The following is an 18,734-nucleotide window of genomic DNA, read 5'->3' as shown; positions in this document are numbered from 1 at the left end:
ACGGATTTGCAACACCAGCTGGTTCGCTCTCAGTAGGAGCGGCTTTTGAGCAGGTTCTCGACCTGCTCGGCGGCGGCGTTCTGGCCCGTCTGCTGAAAAAGTTCGCGGGCGCGGCCAAGGGGTTCGCGGCTCGCCTCAAAGTCTCCCTCGCCCTGCAGGGCGAGAGCCAGTTCGAGGTGCAACTCGGGATTGTCCGGCTGCAGTTCTAAGGCGGTGCGGTACTGGGCAATGGCGGCGGTGCGATCGCCGGTGGCAGCGAGGGTGCGGCCCAGGGCGAGGCGCGTCTTTGCACTGTTGGGGGTGACGGCGAGGGCGCGGGAGAAAGCCTGGCCTGCCTCGACGCTCTTGCCTTCTTTGATGAGCGCCTCTCCCTGCTCGAAGTAGGCGGACTGCAACAGACCGGCGGTGCGGGTGACGCTGCGCTTGAGGCGGGTGAGCGAGTCGCCCAGGCTGCGAATTTCGGCGTTATCTGCAGGCACGATCTCGCTTTCGCTGCGGCCCAGGCTCACCTGCTCGGCCACTTCGGTAAGGTTTTTGACCGGTTTAAGCACGTAGCGATCGAGCAGCCGGTTGAGGGCAAAGGCAAGAACGACCAGCATCCCGGCAATCACGGCGGCGAAGGCCAGCGCCTGGGTCGCTGCTGTACGCAGGGCAGCGGAGGCGGGCACCTGGACGACGAAGGCCGAGACGACCTGATTGGCAGGCCAGCCGTAGCCGTGGGTGCGGCCATAGATCTGCTGGATCACTGCCGGTGCTTTGAGGGGGTCGCCGTGGCAGGCAAGGCAGCTCGCATCGGTGCGAATTGGCTTAGCCAGCACAAAGAAGCGGCCCTCCGGCGTATCGCGGTAGGTGCGAATCTGCTCCAGCTTTGCGTCGCTGGCAAAGCGCTGCACCAACGTTGTCTCGAAGCTGTCCGCTTCGTCGGCCACATTCAGCGGATTGGGGGTGGCCTCCTTGAAGATAAAGGAGTCGGGCCGCTTGCGCTCGATGCTGCGCCAGATGCTGCGGGCGACAAAGGTCGCACTCTGGGCCTGGGGAATAAAGTTGCCTCCCGCCACCAGCGGATCGACCGCCGGTCTCAGGCTGTCTTTGACGTAGCTGCGCGTCGCCTGCAGCGTGTCGAGGAGCAATTCGGCCTTTTGTTCGACTTCTTGATCGGCATTTTTTTGCAGCAGAAAATAAGAAAACAACGTACCGGCAAAACCGGTGACGAGCACCAGAGGAATCAGGGTGCGGCGGAACTTGCTGGTGATACTGGGCAGCCCGATGGCTTTGATCATTGGCGCTCGCTGAGTGACGGGGGAGGCAAAGTCATCCTATCGCCAAATGCTCAACCCGGTTAAACGTAAAGAAATATCTCAGCCATGGAAAAGAGACCAAAGGTTCTCTATGGTACGTTTTGAGGGTTTTGCGATACCTCCGGATACCTGGGATTTGCTCAAAGCTTAGAGGTGACGATGAATCGGCAACAACTTCTGACCGCTGTGGTCAGCGTCGCTCTGCTGGCAGCTGGCCTGCTGGTATTCAGCTCGCTGCGTCCTCCTGAGCAATCGAGTATCGGCGCGATTGCCCCAGGTCTTGCGGAGACGCCTCTGCAATCGACCGGGCTCATCCGCCAGGTACCGGACGTGCCGATCGGGCTATTTAAGTACGGCGGCTCGACCGCCTTTGCCCGCCTGCGCTCGCTGCACTTTACCGAAGAGATTGCCCGGCGGCATCCGGATTTTCTGTTGCTCTACACGGAACCGGAACCCAACCGGCAGCCCGGCACCGGTTCCGGCATGGCGATGCTCATCGAAGGCAAGCTCGCCATCGCCCAGACCTCGCGCCCCGTGCGCGCAGACGAGCGCGAAGCAGCAAAGCGCAGGGGTTTTGAACTGGGTCAGATCGCAGTCGCGAGGGACGGCGTCGCCTTCTACGTGCATCCCGGACTGCCACTCAAGCAACTGAGCCTGAAACAACTCAAGGCGATCTACACGGGCCAGGTACGCAACTGGCAACAGCTGGGTGGACCGGCACTCGCGATCACCCCCTTCAGCATGGACACCCGCGACAGTGGCACCGCCGAATTTGTCCAAAAGGCCGTTCTAGGGGGTGCGCCCTTCGCTCCCAGCGTGCGCCAGGCTCGCGACACGACCACCTCGATTCGCCTGGTGAGCGCCACTGCCGGAGCGATCGGCTACGCCAGCAGCGCGACGGTGCTGCAACAAAAGACCGTCCGCGCCCTCGCCCTTACTCCCGACGCGAACGGACCCTACCTCTCGCCCTTTACCGGCAACGACCAGGCACGCATCGACCGCGAGGCGATCAAAAGTGGCCGCTACCCCCTGGCCCATCAGCTCTACATCGTCTTTCGCGAGGACGGCACAGATGCCCAGAAAGCGGCAATCGCCTACGCGAAGATGCTGCTCACCGACGAGGGCCAGCGCTTTGTCGAGCAGGCGGGTCTGGTGTCGCTGCACTAAGGCCGGTGGGCGTCGCCAAAAAGATAGGGCTCGATCTGGGCGCGAAAGCCGGCAGCGACGATCGGATCGTCCAGTTCGGCGCTCAACTGCTGCAGAATCTGCCAGCGCCGCTGCTCGGGGTCCGGCAGATTTTCGGTGCGTACGACGCTCTGACGCACCAGAATCTCAGCCACCGGCCCCAGATGCACCGCGAGCGCCGCGCTCAGCCGGGCGCAGGTCTGCTCATCGATCGTGTCGGATAGATCCAGGTGCCGGCTCTCAGCAAAGTGATCCAGCCTTTCGCCTTTGAGGAGAACCCGATGGCACTCCTCGCGGACAGAGGACGGTACGGCGACTCCAGGCCGGGCTGCCCGGTAACGCCACAGATTCGGAGCCTCGACTGTGCCAAGGAATCCACCCGCCTGCAGCGGATCGATAAGCTGCAGCGGTCCCTTGCGCAGGCAGGTGAAGATGTTGTCCAGTTGGGCAGCGTCGATCGCTTCGGTCAGGACGTAACTGAGAAAGTAAGGGACGCGACGGCCCATCTCGTCTGTGCGATCACAAAATAGCCAGCCAAAGAAGATTTGCTCCGGTGCAGGCTGGTGGAGGTAGATGAGCTGATAGCGGGTGGGAATCAGACGAAAGCCGTCCCAGTGCTTGAGAACGACTGCCTCGGTAAATGCCTGACGGGTCTGCTCAGAGACATCCGCAGTCGCCAACAGCTGGAATCCGGCCTCGGGCAGACTCGTGTAAAGAATTTGGCTGAAGACGGGAGGCATGGGGCAATAACCGGGCGGAAAACCGGAGATTCAGCAAAGTAATCCTACTGTTTCTTTTGTTTTTGTCAAGATCGTTACACTTTATCGTCAATCGTCTGGTAGCTGGTACTCTACTGAAGATTCTCCCCGCTGCAGGAAGGATGTTTGTCATGTCTTTTACCGACAAAGCCCTCTACCGGACATTGATCGCCAATCTGGTCCATCGGCGCGATTTGTTGCGCTGGGGTGCTGCTGCCGCCGCCGGGCTGGCGGTTCCTCCAGTACTTGCCCAGACGGCCCCACCGGCCCCAGAAGTTTTCCCCGGCAAAGAAAAGCTCATCAGCCGGGGCAGCCGACCGCTCAACCTCGAAACCCCGGCTGCCCTGCTGGTCCAAAATGCGATCACCCCCGCCGGGTTGCTGTTCGTGCGCTGCCATGCAAACGTGCCCGAGGTGGACGCAGCCAGGTACACCCTCACAGTGAGCGGCGAAGTGAGGCAGCCCCTCAAGCTGTCCCTTAAAGATCTCAAAGACGCCCGCCGCTTCAAGCCCGTAACCGTCGAAGCCCTACTGCAGTGCGCGGGCAATGGCCGCAGCTTCTTTGAACCAAAGACCAGCGGCAACCAGTGGGAGCGCGGGGCAGTTGGCGTCGGCCATTGGACAGGGGTGCCGCTCTCGGCGATTCTCACCGAGGCCAATCTCAAGCCCAGTGGCCGCTTCGTCGTCTTCGACGGCGACGATGTACCTTTCGGCACCGCCGCTGACTTTCAAAAATCGCTGCCGATCGAGAAGGCGCTTGCCCGAGGCACGCTCCTGGCCTATGAGCTTAATGGCAAACCCTTACCCGCAGACAACGGCTATCCGCTCAGGCTGGTGGTACCGGGCTGGTCGGGCACCTACTGGGTGAAGTGGCTCACCGCGATTACCGTTCAAGAAAAGCCCTTCGACGGCTTTTTTATGACCAAGGCTTACACCGTTCCAGCCGCCCCGCAGCCCGCCGGCAAAGAAGTGCCTGCCGATCAGCAGGTACAGATCACCGAGAACAACGTCAAAGCGATCGTCGCTCTGCCTGCGCCGGGCGACCAGCTCAAGCGCGGGGCACTCACGACGATCGCCGGTTTCGCCTGGAGTGGAGGGGAGCGGACGATCCGCTCGGTCGAGGTGTCCCTCAACGGCGGTACCAGCTGGTTCCAGGCGGAACTGGAAAATCGCAGTCAGCCTTACACCTGGCGGATGTGGCGCTACAACTGGCTGCCGGTCTCACCGGGGCCGGTCCAGATTCTCGTGCGCGCCACCGACAGCAGCGGCAACCTCCAGCCGATGGAGGCGAGCTGGAATCCGAAGGGCTACATGTACAACGCCTGGGACCGGGTCGCACTCACAGTCGTCTAGCAGGAGGCCAGGGTGCAAACGCTTCGCGTCGGAGGACTGGCGCTGATAGCCCTGGGCTTGCTGGCTCTGCTTGCCCAGGCGGGCGAGGAGTTGACCCTGCCGGAAGGACCGGGGCGAGAACTGGTGCAGACCACCTGCAACGGTTGTCACAACCTCGATCTGGTGCGCCAGCAGCACCTCGATCGGGCAGCCTGGGAGCGCAACTTGAACTTGATGGTCGAAAATGGCGCTGGGATCGAGCCCCAGGACCGGGAGGTGATCCTCACCTATCTGGTCGCGCATTTTGGACCGGCTTCCTCCGGCCTCGGCGCTACGATGAGGCCATGACCAGTTCTGTAACCTACAAGCAGCGCGCCGGGCAGTTGTTGTCGGCGATTGGCGAGGTTCTCGACGCCTACCTCGTCCTCGACAACCGGCTCTTTTCCTGGAAGAACGCCTTTGGCTGGAACAACGTCGAGCCGCTCAAGGCCGAGATTCCGCCGCTGGTGGAGCGAGTGACGGCGATTGCCGCTCAGATCCAGCAGATTCAGACTGAGCTGGCTGAGGTGTCACCCGAACAACTGCCGGATGCCCAGACCCTTGTCCAGTTCTTCAAACTCTTCGCCAGCTACAGCGAAGCTCTAAAGTTCGCCATCCAGGGCATGGGCCGGGTACTGGTCCATATCGAGACAAAGCGCAACAACCGGGCCGAATTCAAGCAGGTGCGCTACGAGTCGGATCTGATGATCTACAAGAGCCAGGTAGACAAGTACCAGCTCTACGGCGAACAACTCAACGCCCTGATCCGCCAGCTTTGATCGCAGGGCGAACTAAGGGCTCTGCCCTTCGTCGGATTCGCCGAACAAACGTCTGAGGATGTGCCCCTGGCTTCTATACAGATCTTCGATCCGGCGACTGTGCTCATCGATGCGCTGATTTTGCTCGGCTAACTGTTGTTGCTGAATTTGAATCACCGGCAAAATGCGTTCCAGAGCACCGACCAGATGGGAGACCGCCGCATCGGTCAGCGCCAGTTGCTGGTTGGTCTCGCCCAACTGGCGCTGCGTCTGGGTAAGCTGCTGGTTGAGCACGACCTGCCCGACGCGCAACTCAGCCATCAGCTGGATCTGACTGTCCAACCGCTCGGTAACAGTCTCCAGGTTGCGCTCGATGCGTTCGATCCGCTCTTCACTCATCTGATATCCGCTTGCATGGAAGTGCCCGCAGGTCAATTCTATCTTTGGGCACGCTCAAAACACCGGCACGTCGTACTCGCAGAAGGCGTTCGGATCGCCGTCGTAGCGGTCGCACCAGCTGCCGCTGATGCGGATCCGGCCTGGAAAAGACCCGACAGTTACACCGGCGGGTGTAAAGGCGCGCACGGTCTGGTAGCGCAGACCGTCCGGCAACAGAGACTGCGGGCAACTTGTCACCTCGGCTGCCGGTCGGTAATAGTTTCGCCACAGGGCGCTGTCGGGAGAAGTAGAACCACTATCTGAGCAATCAGCGCCAGAAAGATCCGGCAGGCGCAACTGGTCTTTGACAAAGGCGCGGGAGGCGGCAAGCAGGCGGCTCACCTCGACTGGATACTGGGCTGCCTGCGCACTTTTTTGATAGCCTGCGACGGCGACCACGGTGAGCGGAGCGAGCAGTGCCCCGACGGCAACGGCCAACAGTACCTGCGCCAGCGATAGCTGCATCGTTTCTCCTGCGCTCACTGGCCCTTATTTTAATCTCAGCCATGGGAAATTGACAACAGGCTACCAGCTAAAGCGCGCGCCTTCCTGCAGGTAAAAGGCGCGCTCCAGCACCATCGCCGGTGGGCCGACGGCGCTGACGCTACCGGCTTCAAGGCAGACGACCGTGCTCGCCAGTTGCAACACTTCGTCGCGGGCGTGGCTGACCATGAGCACGGGCAGTTGCAATTTTTGTTGCAGCTGAAGGAGTTCTTCGCGCAACTGCTCGCGCAGGGCACTATCGACGGCGGCAAAAGGTTCGTCCAACAGCAACAGCTGCGGCTCCGGAGCGAGGGCGCGGGCAATTGCCACCCGCTGGCGCTGGCCACCGGAAAGTTCTAGAGGCAGCCGCTCCTGCAGGCCATCGAGTTGGAGCAGGGCAAGTAACTCGGCGAGTTTCTGGCGGCGCGTGGCGGCGGGGGCGCGCTCGATGCCAAAGCAGATGTTGCGGGCCACGTTCAGGTGCGGAAACAGGGCGTAGTTCTGAAAGACGAAGCCCACCCGACGGGCCTGGACTGGTTGGTCGATCCGCCGCTCGCTGTCGAAGAGCACCTGCTCCCCCAGATAAATCGCCCCCCGCTCGGGGTGCAGGAGGCCCGCGATGGCAAGGAGCGTGCTCGATTTGCCTGAGCCATTGGGGCCAAACAGGGCGACCAGTCCCGCCTCGACGGCAAAATCGACCGCCAGGGCAAAGTTTCCCAGGCGCTTATCAAACCGGACACGGAGCGTCACCATCGCTTTTTGGGGCCGAGGCGGTTGGTCAGCAGCAGCACCACCAGAGAAACCAGACTGAGCACGGCGACGAGCACCAGGGCGCGACGGTCTTCCCCCGCCTGGGTCGCCTCGTAGATGGCGAGGGGCATCGTCTGGGTCCGCCGGGGAATGTTGCCCGCCACCATCAACGTAGCGCCAAATTCGCCCAGGGCACGGGCAAAACTGAGCACCAGCCCGGCGAGCAACCCCCGCCAGGCAAGCGGCAGCGTCACCTGCAAGAACGTCTCAAGGCGCGATTTACCGAGGGTGAAGGCGGCCTGCTCGTAGAGCGGATCGACGCCCTCGATCGCGGCTCGGGCGGTGCGCACCATCAGCGGCAGGGCCATCACCGCCGCTGCGATCACTGCCGCCTGGGGTGTAAAAAGCAGATCCAGCCCCGTCCAGGCATAGAGGTACTGCCCGAGCCAGCCCCGCCGTCCCAGCAGCCCGAGCAAATAAAACCCGACCACCGTCGGCGGCAGCACCAGCGGCAGCGTCAAGAGCGCCTCGACGAGTTCCTCTCCCCAGAAGCGGTACTTGGCAAGCACGTAGGCAGCGGCTGTACCGACCAGCCCGGCGATGAGGGTGGCTGTACCTGCCACCCAGAGCGACAGTTGCAGCGAAAAAGTCAGCTCGCCCATTCTCGGGTGTCAGGCAGAGACGGCCATCGCCTCGCGCAGCCAGTCGATGCCCACCGGCACTTCTGCAGAAGCCACCTGGATCACCGAAGCACCGTAGGGCGGCAGCACCAGCACGCCCTCGCGGCCACTGAGATGAACCCCCTGATCGCCCAGGTTGATAAAAAATTCGTACTGCCCGCGCCGGTAGGCGACGACCTGGGGGTGGGGAGTGTCGTAGACCGTGAAGCCGTCGCCCAGGCGCTGCCGGAAGGCGGCGAGCTGTTCGAGGAAGTGCCGCACCTGGGGATTGGCCGGCACCTTTGCCCCGCGCCCCAACTGTACCGGCAGCCGTACCGTCCGCTCGCCCTGGCCCAGGTACTCAAGAAAGGCTCCAGGTACTGTCGCGCACAGTAGCGTCGCGTTCCACCAGCCCTGGCCAAAAATCTGCCGGGCCGCCGGTTCGTCGTGGTTTTCAGCGAAGCGCACCACCCGCTCAGAAAAGCTCGGATCGGCGCGCAGGTGGGCAGTGATGCCAGGGGCATCCCGGTGGCAGAGCCGGTCGTAGAGCGTCTTGTCGTAGCAGTAATCGAAGCCCAGCTGCAGCAGGTTCCACTCCAGCCCCCAGTACGCTTCGGCGACGAACAAAAAGCCAGGATACTTTGCCTTGACCGCCGCGATTGCCTCAGCCCAGAATTCGACCCCCGGATCGCGCTGCCAGGTGCGCCGAAAGACATCGCGCAGCACGAGCATCGCCATGTCGCAGCGCACGCCGTCGGCGCGCCCGGCCACGGCCATCAACTCGCCCAGCAAGGCCCGGCGCGCCTGGGGGTTGGCAAAATCGAACTGGGCCGTGTCTGTCCAGGCCGGGAAGTACGGGTCGCGCCCGTGGGATAAGTGCGCGTCGTCGGAACGAAAACAGCTGCCATTGTCGGTGCTCTCCTGGCAGGGCACAAACCACTCGGGATGGGCGCGCACCCAGTCAGCGTCGGTCGCCCAGTGGTTGGGAATAAAGTCGAGCATCAGCCCAACGGACAGCTCGTCGTTGAGCACCCGGCGCAGCCGCTGTAGCCCCGCCTCGCTGCCCAGGTGGCTATCGACGCTGTAGCGGCGAATAGCGTAGGCGGAACCGACAATATCCTGGGCAGCCAGATCCGGCAGCGCTCGCCGGTACTCGTACTGGAGGCCGGCATGGCTACGGGCAATGGCGCGTCCAGCTTCGGAGCGTTCCCAGACGCCCATCAACCAGAGATAATCGCGGTGGCGAACAAACTTTTCGAGGTCGTAGCGGTTGAGCGTATCCAGCTGGCGGTGCTGCTCGTGCAACCAGACCCAGGTGTTAATCTCAAGAATAGCAGGACAAGTGCGCGGGAAAGTCACGGCTTTATTGCAACCAGTTAAAATATCTTACAATAGCTCAGCAAAAATGTCCCTCGTCTCCCTTTCGGTAGAGGCGCACATTCGGTCAATCCTTTGTCACTGTCTGGTGCTGTCTGGTGCTTTGGACCACGGATTTAGCGCGATTGCCGGGGTAGACACTCAGTTAAACACCTGCATGTTGCCTGTACCCAACACAGAAAAACAGCGCGATTGCTGCCACTGCAGGCGGAGAGAACCTGTTTACTATTAATAACTACCGAAGTAAGAACCCCTCTAAAAGCTAAGAATTGCTGCGATCATCGTCTATTTTTTGAGAAACGCACTGAAATAAAACAGATGGATCTCTTCCCCCTACACGACAAAAAAGTCGTTCTTCGCTGAGGCGATTGTGCTTGTTAAGAGCACATTGCCCGGTGAAGACGATGCGATTCAGACGATTCGGTTCATCGCTCCTCCAGGCGAGCAATCAGTCTGGCCGCTGGAGGAAAGTGCTCCCAAACGTTCAAGGCTCCGGCGGCGCGCAACTGTTGTACGTAGTGCGCCGCCTTTGCTGTGGGGCGGACGTGGGGCGGAAGGATGCCGATGGCGATAAACGTGACCCCAGGCCGGATCGAAGTGGCTCTCTGTACCGTCTGCATATCTGCAACGGTGTCGCCCAGGTACCAGATGCGATCGAACGGGCCCAACGCATCGCACAGTTGCAAAAGGCCCGTCGGATCGGGTTTTTCGGGCGCTTCGTGCATCGCCACCAGCGGCGGGGCGACGAGCTTTAAGCGTTTCTCCAGCACCTGCAAGGCCGAGTAGCGATCCGCGCCGCTAAAAAAACCCCAGGCATAACCCGCCACTTCGAGAGCAAGAAAGTGCTCCGCTTCGACCAGCAACGGCTCACTGGCAATATAGCCGCTGCCGGGCGGTTCCCCGAGATAGCGGCTTTGAAAGTAGGCGACCAGATGCTCGTAATCGGGCAAAGTGACGTTCTGCCGCCGCAGCAACTCTTCGGAGCAGCGCCAGTCGTTGTTCCAGATTCCTTCGGACTTCAAGTCATCGATCTGGCCCATCGTTGGCCGACAGCCGCCGAAGTGCTCGACAGTGTCCATGATCGCCCGGCGGTACGAACCGGAGACATCGCGGATCACACCGTCGATGTCGAAGGCAACCAGACCTTTTGAAGCCATCGAGCGGCGGTCGTGCCCTAACCGAGCGAGGCGATCGAAGCTTCCTGGCCCTCAGGGGTGAGCCAGACGACAAATTCGTCGCGCCGGTACACGCTCGGACGGTCGCGCCGTCCAAAGCGCACCAGGCTTGGCAGACCGTTTTGGGCAATTTGAGCGAGAATCCAGGAGCGCACGCCCTGACGTGAACTGGGCGACAGCTCAGCCTGGTGGGGTCCAAACATCAAAACCAGCGTATTGCTCGCCTGCAGGGGCGCATCCTCGCGCATCAACCGGGGCAGCAGGCTCTTCGGGGTCTGCGTCGGTTCCAGACGAATCGTTCTTCTTTGTTCCATACAGTTATTCCTGACGAACCCTTCGATAAGGTGCCGGGTGCGCCTGTTCCAAGTAGTGGGCAGGTTGTGCTTGCAAATGCGAACGAGGTCAAACTCGCAACCCCGAACCTTACAGAAAGTTACTTATCTGACGCCAGTCTATCAGCAGAATCTTAATCGTGCTATGGGCGGACTAAAAACAACTGGCGGCGGCCAGTTGCTGGGGATGGCGCAGGTAGATGCGGCGGTCGCGGCCAATATGAATGAGACCTTGATCGCGCAGCTGCCCCAAAAAGCGGGTGACGGTGACGCGGGTGGTGCCCAGGGCGTTGGCAAATTGCTGGTGGGTGAGGCGCACATCGATGCGCACCCCGTCGCCGGTCGAATAACCAAATTCGTGGGCGAGCAGGTAGAGAAAGCCCTGCAGCCGGTCTACCACCAGCCGCTTGCCGGCGAGGGCCAGAAGCGCCTCCGCCTGTCTGAGCCGGCGGGCCATCTGTTCGTTTAATTCGCGGGCCAGCCGGGGGCTCGCGTGAATTTCTTCGGTGGTGAGCCGCAGCAGATCGACGTTGGTGATCGCCACAGCCTGATAAGGTTCAAGCAGCGTCAGCGATCGACCCAGGGGCATCAGCGGGCCGACCAGCCCCAGCAAGGCTTCGTCGCCGCTCGGTTGCAGCGTCGAGATCTGGACTAGACCGCGATAGACGATCCAGATTTCCTGGGTGCGCAGGGGAATACTCTGTCCGGCTTTAAAAAAGCGGAGGGTTCTTTCCCGGTACAGTTCCTCAAGCAGCAGGCGAAAGTCCTGGTGGGCGTCCCGGTGTGCCATAGGGCGATTGCTTCGGTAGCGAGTGCCACCACCGTAAACCCCCGAGGTAAAGACAAGGTAATGAAGAACACCCAATTTGGGTGTCGCAGGTTAATCGTGGAGGCTGTAACCGACGCTGCGCACGGTATGAATCAATTTTTTTTCGCCGGGCCGTTCGATCTTGAGGCGCAGATAACGGATGTAAACCTCGACGACGTTCGATTCGCTGTCGAAGTGTTCGCCCCACACGCCCTGGAGGATCTGCTCGCGGCTGAGGATTTCGCCGGCGCGTTCGAGCAAAAACAACAGCAGGTCGTACTCGCGGGCCGTCAGTTCGATCGAGCGACCGGCCCGGCGCACCTCGCGGCTGCCGGTGTTCAGCGTCAGATCCGCAAGGCGCAATAGGCCGCCGCCCCGATTATGAAAGCGCCGGAGCTGGCACTGGACGCGCTCTAGCAGTTCTTCGGCGCTGTAGGGGGGCACCATGTAATCGTCGGCCCCGACTTCGAGACCTGCCGCCCGCTCGCTGATGGCGTCGCCGTCGCTCAGGAGCAGCACCGGCAGGCTACAACCGGATTGGCGCAGCTGGCGGCAGAGTGCCAGCCCGCCTGAGCTGGCTGCCAGAATCAGCACATCCGGGTTCTCGCTGTGCAGCAGTGCCAGGCAGCTTTCGACTTTTTCGATCTGTGGGCTGAGGCTGACGCGGTAGCCCTGGCCGCGCAGGGGCTCGCCGAGCCTTTCTGCTAAAAGATTGTCCATCTGTGCCAGTAAGACCGTAAAGCGGCGGGCGGAGCGGGAAATCGGCGAAGCGAGCATAGGGGCGATTTTTCTTCATGTACCAGCATCCTCATTTAGAGTAGCGCAGCCGCAGCCGCAACCGCCCCGCTTTGGCATCGCAGGCGGTTGATGGCAAAATGGGCGAAGTAATGAGGGTGACTGTGTTCATCAGTATCGTCATTCCCACCTTCAACCGCCTGCCCATCCTCACCAAGTGCCTCGACGCTCTCGAAGCGCAGCGCTGGCAGGGCCGCTACGAGGTGGTGGTCGTCGATGACGGTTCCACCGACGGCACGATCGCATTTTTGCAGAGCCAACCGGAGCGCTTTGCCCACCTGCGTCTGGTCTGTCAGGATCACCGTGGCCCGGCAGCAGCGCGCAACCTGGGCATCACCTCCGCCAGGGGCGATACAATCATCTTCATCGATTCGGATCTGGTGGTGACGCCGGTTTTTCTCGCCTCCCACGCCGCTATTCTCGAAGCCCATCCCGGCGAGGCGGTCTTTACCTATGGCCGGGTGGTCAACACCTGCAACTTCGACCATCCGGAATCGGAGCCTTATAAGATCACCGATTTTTCTGCCGCCTACTTTGCCACCGGCAACGTCGCCATCGCCCGGCGCTGGCTGGAGGCCGCCGGTCCCTTCGATGAAACCTTCAGCCTCTACGGCTGGGAAGATCTCGAACTGGGGGTGCGGCTTAAAAAACTGGGCCTGCGGCTCATCAAGTGTCCCGAGGCGGTGGGCTACCACTGGCATCCGCCCTTCAGCCTCAAGCAAATTCCCGCTTTAATTCAAAAAGAATACGAGCGGGGCCGGATGGGCGTAGTCTTCTATCGCAAGCATCCCAGCTGGGATGTGCGGATGATGATCCAGATGACGCCGCTGCATCAGGTGCTCTGGGGGCTGTTGTCGCTGGGCGGTCTGCTCAACGAAAAGACGATGGCACCGCTTTTGCAATTTCTTATCGACCGGGGCAGGCCACAGCTGGCGCTGGAGGTGGCGCGCATTTTTCTAAACTGGTACAACGTGCAGGGCGTCTACGCCGCCTACCGCGAAGTGAATCCATGAAGACAGGTTCCTGGCTGCTGGTGGGCGGTGGATGTCTGCTTCTGGGAGCCTGCGGCGGAGCGCCCAACCCCGAGGCAAACAATTCTTTGCAGAGCGAGAGTCCGCTGGTGCTGCGCAACATCGTCCTCACCGAGACCAACCGCGACGGCAACGCTCCCCTCTGGGAATTAAAAGCCGAGCGGGCCGAGTACAGCCGCGACCGCAGCACCGCCATCGTTCAGCAGATTCAGGGCGTCTTTTATCAAAATGGCCGCAAGGTACTCAACATCCAGGCTCCTCGGGGCGAGGTGCGCATTGCGGCGCGCGAAATCTTGCTGGAAGGCAGGGTGAAGGCGGTCTCGCCCGTGCGCGCCACCACCCTCGATGCGGATCGCGTCCAGTGGTTTCCGGATCGCAACTTGCTCACGGCGATTGGCCCGGTCGAGCTGTTTCAACCTAAAAACAAGGTGCGGGCGCGCGGCCAGACCCTGACAGGCGATCTGGCGGCCCAGGTCTACACGCTAAGCGGCAATATCCGGGCCGATTCAGAGGTCCAAAAAATCGAGATGAACGCTCCAAAAGTGGTCTGGAGCCTGATGCCCAACCGCGTCACCGGTTCGGGGGGCGTGCTGGCCCACGACCTGGGCCGCCAGGCCAACCTCAAGGCTCCGACCATCAGCTGGGAGGTCGATCAAAACCGCGTCATCGCCCGCAGCGACAGCACGGGCCGGGTCTACGCCGAGCAGCCCGCCAACGCGGCCCAACTGCAGGCCGATCGGGTGATCTGGGACATCGACCGCCGCCTGTTCATTGCCGAAACCGGCGTCGATCTGGTCCTGGGCCGCCCCGCCCGCCGCCTGCAGGCGAGTGCAGCCACCTACTCCCTCGGCCAGAACACCCTGCAGGCCACCAATGGCCGCTACTGGCAGCCGGTACAGGATCTGAGCATCACCAGTTCGGATCTATTTGCGGATCTGGCCCACGACACCGTGCGCGCCACTGGCCAGGTGAACACCCGCCTCACGCCGCCGAGGCCCTGAAGCGATGGATGCGCGGCGGTTGCAATCGCTGTTGGCCCGGCGGCTGGAGGGCGAAGCGCTCTCGGAGCAGGCCGCCCAGGAATTGATGACCGCCTGGCTGGCTGGAAGTGTGCCGCCGGTGCTCTCAGGGGCGCTGCTGGCCGCTCTTTCCCCCATCCAGATTGCCGCCGAGGAACTGGCGGCGATGGCCCGCATTTTGCAGCAGGCGGCCCACACCGCTCCCGCCACTGGTCTACCCGTCGTGCTCGACACCTGCGGCACCGGCGGCGACGGCTTGAGTACTTTTAATATTTCGACCGCCGTTGCCTTTGTCTGTGCCGCCTGCGGCGTGCCGGTGGCCAAGCACGGAGCGCGCTCCGCCAGTGGCAGAGTCGGCTCCGCCGATGTGCTCGAATACCTGGGCATCCAGCTCAGCCTCGATCCGGCCCGGGTGGGTGCCGCCCTCCACGAAGTCGGCATCACCTTCTTATTTGCCCCCGGCTGGCATCCGGCCCTGCGGACGATGGCCCCGATCCGCCGCGAACTGGGCATCCGGACGCTCTTTAATCTGCTCGGTCCCCTCGTCAATCCCCTCGCTCCCACCGCCCAGGTGTTGGGGGTCTACCACCCGGCCCTGGTGCCCTCGATCGCAAAAGCGCTGGCCCTTCTGGAGCGGCAGCGCTTTTTAGTCGTCCACGGTGAGCCGGGGCTGGACGAGTGCTCCCTCTCGGGAAGCACCACCGTCATCGGCAACCTCGAAGGGGTGCTCGCCGCCTCGACCATCCATCCTGAGCAATTTGGGTTGCAACCCGCCTCCATCGCCGAACTGGTGGGCGGCGACGTACCCGAGAACGCCGCTATCCTCCGCGAGGTGCTGCTGGGCAAAGGCACCCCTGCCCAGGCGGCGGTCGTCGTCCTCAACGCCGCTGCTGGACTGTTGGCAGCCGGAGCGGTCTCCACCTGGCAGAGCGGCATCGCTCAGGCCCAGGAGTGTCTGGAAGCTGGGGCCGCCTGGCAAAAGTGCGAGGCGCTCATCCGCTTTACCCGGACGTGATCCAGGCTTCCGCCTCGATCTCCACCAGCATCTGCGGATCGACCAGGCGGCTCACTTCGATCATCGTCGAGGCGGGCCGGATCTGACCAAACACCTCGCCGTGGGCGCGGCCCACCGCCTCCCACTGAGCGATATCGACCACGTAGATGCGGGTGCGCACCACGTCTTCTAGACGGCTACCTGCCTTGAGGAGCGCCCGCTCGATATTTTGAAGTGTCTGCCGTGTCTGGGCGTAGCTGTCGCCGACACCGACGACTGTGCCCGACCCATCGGTGGCCGTCGTCCCCGAGACCCAGACCTGAGAACCTATCCGCACCGCCCGCGAGTAGCCGACGATCGGCTCCCAGGGCGTGCCTGAGCTGAAATTTTGACGCATCGTCCTTTGCAACGGAGTGCTCCTATTTTGGACTTTCGCCTTTGAAGTGGGCAAAGTGGGTCTACGCGCCGGGGGCGATGCCGGCCACTGCTGCCAGGCCGACGGCTTCTTCGCAGTAAAAGACGGTGAGGATCTAGCCTGTCTCTTCGCAAATAGCCTGATAGAACTGGTTCTAGGCCATCGAGGCGGGCGGCAGCTCTTCGAGCAGGGCGCGGGCGGCCTCGGCGCGGGCCTGCTCGCCGGTGGCACTGAAGATACGGACGGCGATCGAGGCGTCGTAGCGGCCAGGGGTCGTCTCTTGGAGGGCAAAGCGGGCCCGGGCCCGGCCCAGGTACGCTTCGCCGTCGTCGGGATCGAGGGCGACAGCGGCGCTGAAATCGACCAGTGCCCTGGCACTATTGCCCAGGGCGAGGTGGGCATCGCCGCGATTTTTGTAGGCGGCACTCAAACCAGAATCGAGGTACAGTGCCTGGTCGCAGTCGGCAATCGCCCGCTCGGGGCAATTGAGGGCGAGGTGGGCGGCAGCGCGGTTGCTCCAGAACAGGGCGTTGTTGGGCTGCAGGCGGATGGCCCGGTCGTAGTCGGCCACCGCCTCCTCGGTGTGACCAGCCCGAAAGTGCAGCACTGCCCGATTACCCAGGGCAAGGGCAAAGGTAGGCTTAGCAGCGATCGCGGCGTCGAGGTCGGCTAAGGCATCTTTGATCGCAGCGGCCTCGATGCGGAGCAGAGCGCGGTTGTAGAGGGCAAGGGGATGGGCAGGAGCGATGGCCAGGGCGCGGTCGTAAAAGGCCATCGCCTGCGGGTAGTCTTTAAGGTGCGAGTAGACGAGGCCCGCGTTGACGAGCGCTTCGAGGTTGTCGGGCTCGTAGCCCAGCGCCTCGCGGTAAGAGGCGGCAGCGGCCCGCCACTGGCCCCTGCGGATCTGACGGGCGGCCCGGCTCAGGTAAATTTCGGCGTCGATGGCGCGAGTGAAACGGAGCATAGGCCGGACGTGATCCCCGTGTGAGTATTGCTACTCCTCTGACGACTCTAACCGACGCTGCAGGGAACTGAAAATCCCCGGTTGGCGGGAAGCCATACGCGCCTTACCGGCAGCCGCCCACTGCTGCAGCGCTTCGATCGTCTCAGCGGCGGTGCGTGCCAGGGGCACAATCTGAGCGACGGCCTGCAGGATGTCATCGGTCGTAAAGTCCCGGTGCTGGGCAAAACCCGTGTGCATCGCCTCGATAATCACCTGCTCGATTTCAGCGCCGCTGAAGTCGGGAGTCTCGTAGGCGAGCCGCTCAATATTGTAGGCGCGCAGGTTGTGGGGCCGGAGCTTGCCCAGATGGACAGCAAAGATTTCCTGCCTTTCAATCTGGGTGGGCAGGTTGACAAAGAACACCTCGTCGAAGCGGCCCTTGCGCAACAGCTCCGGCGGCAGGCGATGCACGTCGTTGGCGGTGGCGACGACGAAGACGGGGGAGGTCTTCTCGGCCATCCAGGTCAAAAAGGTGGCAAAGACGCGGCTGGCGGTGCCACTGTCGCCTCCGGCCAGCTGGCCGCCGAAGGTTTTGTCGATTTCGTCGGCAAAGAGCACGCAGGGAGCGAGGGCTTCGGCCAGCTGGATCATCTGCCGGGTGCGCGCCTCCGACTCACCCACCAGGCCGGCAAACAGCCGGCCCACGTCGAGCCGCAGAAGCGGCAGGTGCCAGTGGTGGGCGATGGCGCGGGCGGTGAGGGATTTGCCGGTGCCCTGGACACCCACCAGCAAAAGCCCACGCGGGTGCGGCAGGCCGTAGCGGCGGGCCTGTTCGCTGAAGGCTGCCCCGCGCCGGAGGAGCCATTCTTTGAGCTGGTCGAGGCCACCGATGTCGGCAATCGCGTCGGTGGCCGGATAAAACTCCAGAATCTGGGTCTGACGGATCTTTTGCTTTTTTTCTTCGAGGATCAGTTCGAGATCGGCGCTTTCGAGCGAACCGGAGCGAGCAATCGCTTTTGCCAGCGCCTGGCGCACCCGGTTAAGCGACAATCCCTGGCAGGTCTTGACCAGCTCCTCCCGGGCGAAGCCTTTGAGGGTGGTGCGATTGCCCAGCAACTGCTCGATCTCGCGGTCGATTTCCGCTGCAGCGGGCAGCGGAAATTCAAGCACCGTGATCTCCTCCGCCAGATCCGGCGGGACGGCGAGCCGGGGAGCAAGGATGATCACAGTCTTTGGCTCAGAGCGCAGACGGCGGGCCAGATTGCGCAGCTTGCGTCCAATCGCAATATCTTCGAGAAAGCGGTGAAAGTCGCGCAGTACAAAGATCGCCTGGACATCGGGGCGGGCTTTTTCGATAAATTCGAGCGCCTGCAGCGGGTTGGAGCGGGCGTAACCGGCGTCGGTCCCCTCGGTTTGGTAGCCTTCGACAAAATCCCAGCAAAAAAGGGCGCGGGCACTGACGCGGGCAATTGCCTGCTCAGCCCGCTCCTCCTCACTTGAGACAAGGTACAGCAGTGGATAGCGGGCTCGAATCAGCAGATCAAGCTCAGCAGAAAAATCCATGACAGGGCGCAGATGGGTGCTCCCTTCTATTGTTGGCCCGGTCTCAGGCTGTGACAAGCCTAGTCAGAACGACTCTGCACGCTCGTGCGGCGGCTCATGCGGTAGGTGAATTCGCTGACCGAAGGGTTGGGCCGGCTCGGATCGAGGGTGCCGGTCGTCTGCTGCCACAGCCGGGGAGGAGCGGTTTCACCTGTCACCTGGCCGTCGCTGTTGCGGGTGCAGATGATCCAGACCTGGCCGTGGTCGGTACAGAAAAACGATTCGATCCAGCGGCTGCGATCGACCCAGGTGGCGGTGTGACTGTGCAGCAGGACCGCCTTTTTGCGCGTCAGCCCGGTTAATTCGCGGGTCTGCTCGGCGTTACTGGAAAAAATAAAATGCTTTTGACCACAGCCGCGCCAGAGACGGCTTGTACAAAATGGGCAATTGACTTCGACGCGGTTCAACGAGCGATTGCGCTTTCGAGCCATGCAGCCTCACTGGTAGGGAAGGAAACGTCGCTATCGGGCATGTCCCTCACAATAAACAGGGTATGCCGACAATTCAGGTATAAGCGGCTACCAAACGCTAAAATCCTACGTCT

General features: G+C 62.1%; 22 protein-coding genes. 7 read left to right on the top strand and 15 right to left on the bottom strand.

The genetic code is table 11. The features are described from left to right. Nucleotides 1-29 precede the first annotated feature (29 nt). Nucleotides 30-1,280 (bottom strand): c-type heme family protein, encoded by a 1,251-nt coding sequence (locus GKIL_RS20315; RefSeq protein WP_023175752.1) that lies wholly within the window; start codon nt 1,278-1,280, stop codon nt 30-32. A 177-nt stretch (nt 1,281-1,457) separates the two neighbouring features. Between GKIL_RS20315 and GKIL_RS20310 the strand changes: the two genes are divergently transcribed. Continuing rightward, entirely contained in the window at nt 1,458-2,465 is a 1,008-nt protein-coding gene (locus GKIL_RS20310) for a PstS family phosphate ABC transporter substrate-binding protein (protein ID WP_023175751.1), read from the top strand. On the opposite strand, the gene GKIL_RS23065 is transcribed toward GKIL_RS20310, so the two are convergent. Next, on the bottom strand, nt 2,462-3,163 hold the full coding sequence (locus GKIL_RS23065; protein ID WP_144080436.1) for a DUF8082 domain-containing protein: 702 nt from the start codon (nt 3,161-3,163) through the stop codon (nt 2,462-2,464). The two genes, GKIL_RS20310 and GKIL_RS23065, sit on opposite strands and share 4 nt — an antisense overlap. A gap of 209 nt (nt 3,164-3,372) precedes the next feature. On the opposite strand from GKIL_RS23065, the gene GKIL_RS20290 reads away from it, so the two are divergent. The 3 genes from GKIL_RS20290 to GKIL_RS20280 are packed head-to-tail and all read left to right on the top strand — an operon-like array spanning nt 3,373 to nt 5,390. After that, entirely contained in the window at nt 3,373-4,593 is a 1,221-nt protein-coding gene (locus GKIL_RS20290; RefSeq protein ID WP_023175749.1) for a sulfite oxidase, read from the top strand. 12 nt (nt 4,594-4,605) lie between these two features. Then, nucleotides 4,606-4,920 carry a hypothetical protein gene (locus GKIL_RS20285; RefSeq protein ID WP_023175748.1) on the top strand — a complete coding sequence of 105 codons (315 nt, stop codon included), beginning with the start codon at nt 4,606-4,608 and terminating at the stop codon, nt 4,918-4,920. Next, nucleotides 4,917-5,390 carry a hypothetical protein gene (locus GKIL_RS20280; RefSeq protein ID WP_023175747.1) on the top strand — a complete coding sequence of 158 codons (474 nt, stop codon included), beginning with the start codon at nt 4,917-4,919 and terminating at the stop codon, nt 5,388-5,390. The genes GKIL_RS20285 and GKIL_RS20280 overlap by 4 nt, the downstream gene beginning before the upstream one ends. 12 nt (nt 5,391-5,402) lie before the next feature. Here the strand turns inward: GKIL_RS20280 and GKIL_RS20275 are convergent, their stop codons facing one another. From GKIL_RS20275 to GKIL_RS20235, 9 genes are all read right to left on the bottom strand, one after another. Next, the gene (locus GKIL_RS20275) at nt 5,403-5,768 is read right to left on the bottom strand and encodes a hypothetical protein (protein ID WP_023175746.1); all 366 of its coding nucleotides are present in this window, start codon (nt 5,766-5,768) and stop codon (nt 5,403-5,405) included. A 54-nt stretch (nt 5,769-5,822) separates the two neighbouring features. Then, complete coding sequence (locus GKIL_RS20270) at nt 5,823-6,272, bottom strand: hypothetical protein (RefSeq protein ID WP_023175745.1); 450 nt, start codon at nt 6,270-6,272, stop codon at nt 5,823-5,825. 60 nt (nt 6,273-6,332) lie between these two features. Further along, nucleotides 6,333-7,043: an ATP-binding cassette domain-containing protein gene (locus tag GKIL_RS20265; RefSeq protein ID WP_023175743.1), complete on the bottom strand. Its 711-nt coding sequence runs from the start codon at nt 7,041-7,043 to the stop codon at nt 6,333-6,335. Beyond that, nucleotides 7,037-7,702, bottom strand: coding sequence for a molybdate ABC transporter permease subunit (modB, locus tag GKIL_RS20260; protein WP_023175742.1), 666 nt, complete (start codon nt 7,700-7,702; stop codon nt 7,037-7,039). The genes GKIL_RS20265 and modB overlap by 7 nt, the downstream gene beginning before the upstream one ends. 9 nt (nt 7,703-7,711) lie before the next feature. Then, nucleotides 7,712-9,058, bottom strand: a complete 1,347-nt coding sequence (locus GKIL_RS20255; protein WP_023175741.1) for an alpha-amylase family protein — start codon at nt 9,056-9,058, stop codon at nt 7,712-7,714. A gap of 443 nt (nt 9,059-9,501) precedes the next feature. Beyond that, complete coding sequence (locus tag GKIL_RS20250; RefSeq protein WP_023175740.1) at nt 9,502-10,233, bottom strand: TIGR01548 family HAD-type hydrolase; 732 nt, start codon at nt 10,231-10,233, stop codon at nt 9,502-9,504. Nucleotides 10,234-10,250: 17 nt separating this feature from the next. Continuing rightward, nucleotides 10,251-10,565 carry a hypothetical protein gene (locus GKIL_RS20245; protein WP_023175739.1) on the bottom strand — a complete coding sequence of 105 codons (315 nt, stop codon included), beginning with the start codon at nt 10,563-10,565 and terminating at the stop codon, nt 10,251-10,253. A 172-nt stretch (nt 10,566-10,737) separates the two neighbouring features. Then, entirely contained in the window at nt 10,738-11,373 is a 636-nt protein-coding gene (locus GKIL_RS20240; RefSeq protein WP_023175738.1) for a Crp/Fnr family transcriptional regulator, read from the bottom strand. A gap of 90 nt (nt 11,374-11,463) precedes the next feature. After that, a complete protein-coding gene (locus tag GKIL_RS20235; protein ID WP_023175737.1) occupies nt 11,464-12,168 on the bottom strand; it encodes a response regulator transcription factor in 705 nt (234 codons plus the stop codon). Nucleotides 12,169-12,284: 116 nt separating this feature from the next. On the opposite strand from GKIL_RS20235, the gene GKIL_RS20230 reads away from it, so the two are divergent. From GKIL_RS20230 to trpD, 3 genes are read left to right on the top strand one after another with little or no spacing between them, the layout of a single operon-like run. Further along, nucleotides 12,285-13,199: a glycosyltransferase family 2 protein gene (locus GKIL_RS20230; protein WP_187293850.1), complete on the top strand. Its 915-nt coding sequence runs from the start codon at nt 12,285-12,287 to the stop codon at nt 13,197-13,199. After that, on the top strand, nt 13,196-14,218 hold the full coding sequence (lptC, locus tag GKIL_RS20225) for an LPS export ABC transporter periplasmic protein LptC (RefSeq protein ID WP_023175735.1): 1,023 nt from the start codon (nt 13,196-13,198) through the stop codon (nt 14,216-14,218). The genes GKIL_RS20230 and lptC overlap by 4 nt, the downstream gene beginning before the upstream one ends. A gap of 4 nt (nt 14,219-14,222) precedes the next feature. Continuing rightward, nucleotides 14,223-15,251, top strand: a complete 1,029-nt coding sequence (trpD, locus tag GKIL_RS20220) for an anthranilate phosphoribosyltransferase (protein ID WP_023175734.1) — start codon at nt 14,223-14,225, stop codon at nt 15,249-15,251. Here trpD and GKIL_RS20215 read toward each other — a convergent pair. The 4 genes from GKIL_RS20215 to GKIL_RS20200 form a co-directional block, all read right to left on the bottom strand. Beyond that, nucleotides 15,238-15,627: a RidA family protein gene (locus tag GKIL_RS20215; RefSeq protein ID WP_023175733.1), complete on the bottom strand. Its 390-nt coding sequence runs from the start codon at nt 15,625-15,627 to the stop codon at nt 15,238-15,240. The genes trpD and GKIL_RS20215 overlap by 14 nt on opposite strands. 172 nt (nt 15,628-15,799) lie before the next feature. Continuing rightward, nucleotides 15,800-16,609, bottom strand: a complete 810-nt coding sequence (locus tag GKIL_RS20210; RefSeq protein WP_023175732.1) for a tetratricopeptide repeat protein — start codon at nt 16,607-16,609, stop codon at nt 15,800-15,802. Nucleotides 16,610-16,639: 30 nt separating this feature from the next. After that, complete coding sequence (locus GKIL_RS20205) at nt 16,640-18,151, bottom strand: AAA family ATPase (RefSeq protein WP_023175731.1); 1,512 nt, start codon at nt 18,149-18,151, stop codon at nt 16,640-16,642. A gap of 59 nt (nt 18,152-18,210) precedes the next feature. Further along, the gene (locus GKIL_RS20200) at nt 18,211-18,621 is read right to left on the bottom strand and encodes a hypothetical protein (protein WP_023175730.1); all 411 of its coding nucleotides are present in this window, start codon (nt 18,619-18,621) and stop codon (nt 18,211-18,213) included. Between the last annotated feature and the right edge of the window lie 113 nt (nt 18,622-18,734).

This window comes from Gloeobacter kilaueensis JS1, from assembly GCF_000484535.1.
In the GTDB taxonomy this organism is placed as follows: Bacteria; Cyanobacteriota; Cyanobacteriia; order Gloeobacterales; family Gloeobacteraceae; genus Gloeobacter; species Gloeobacter kilaueensis.
Note: the sequence above shows the minus strand (reverse complement) of the source record. Positions and strands in the feature narration are given on the sequence as shown.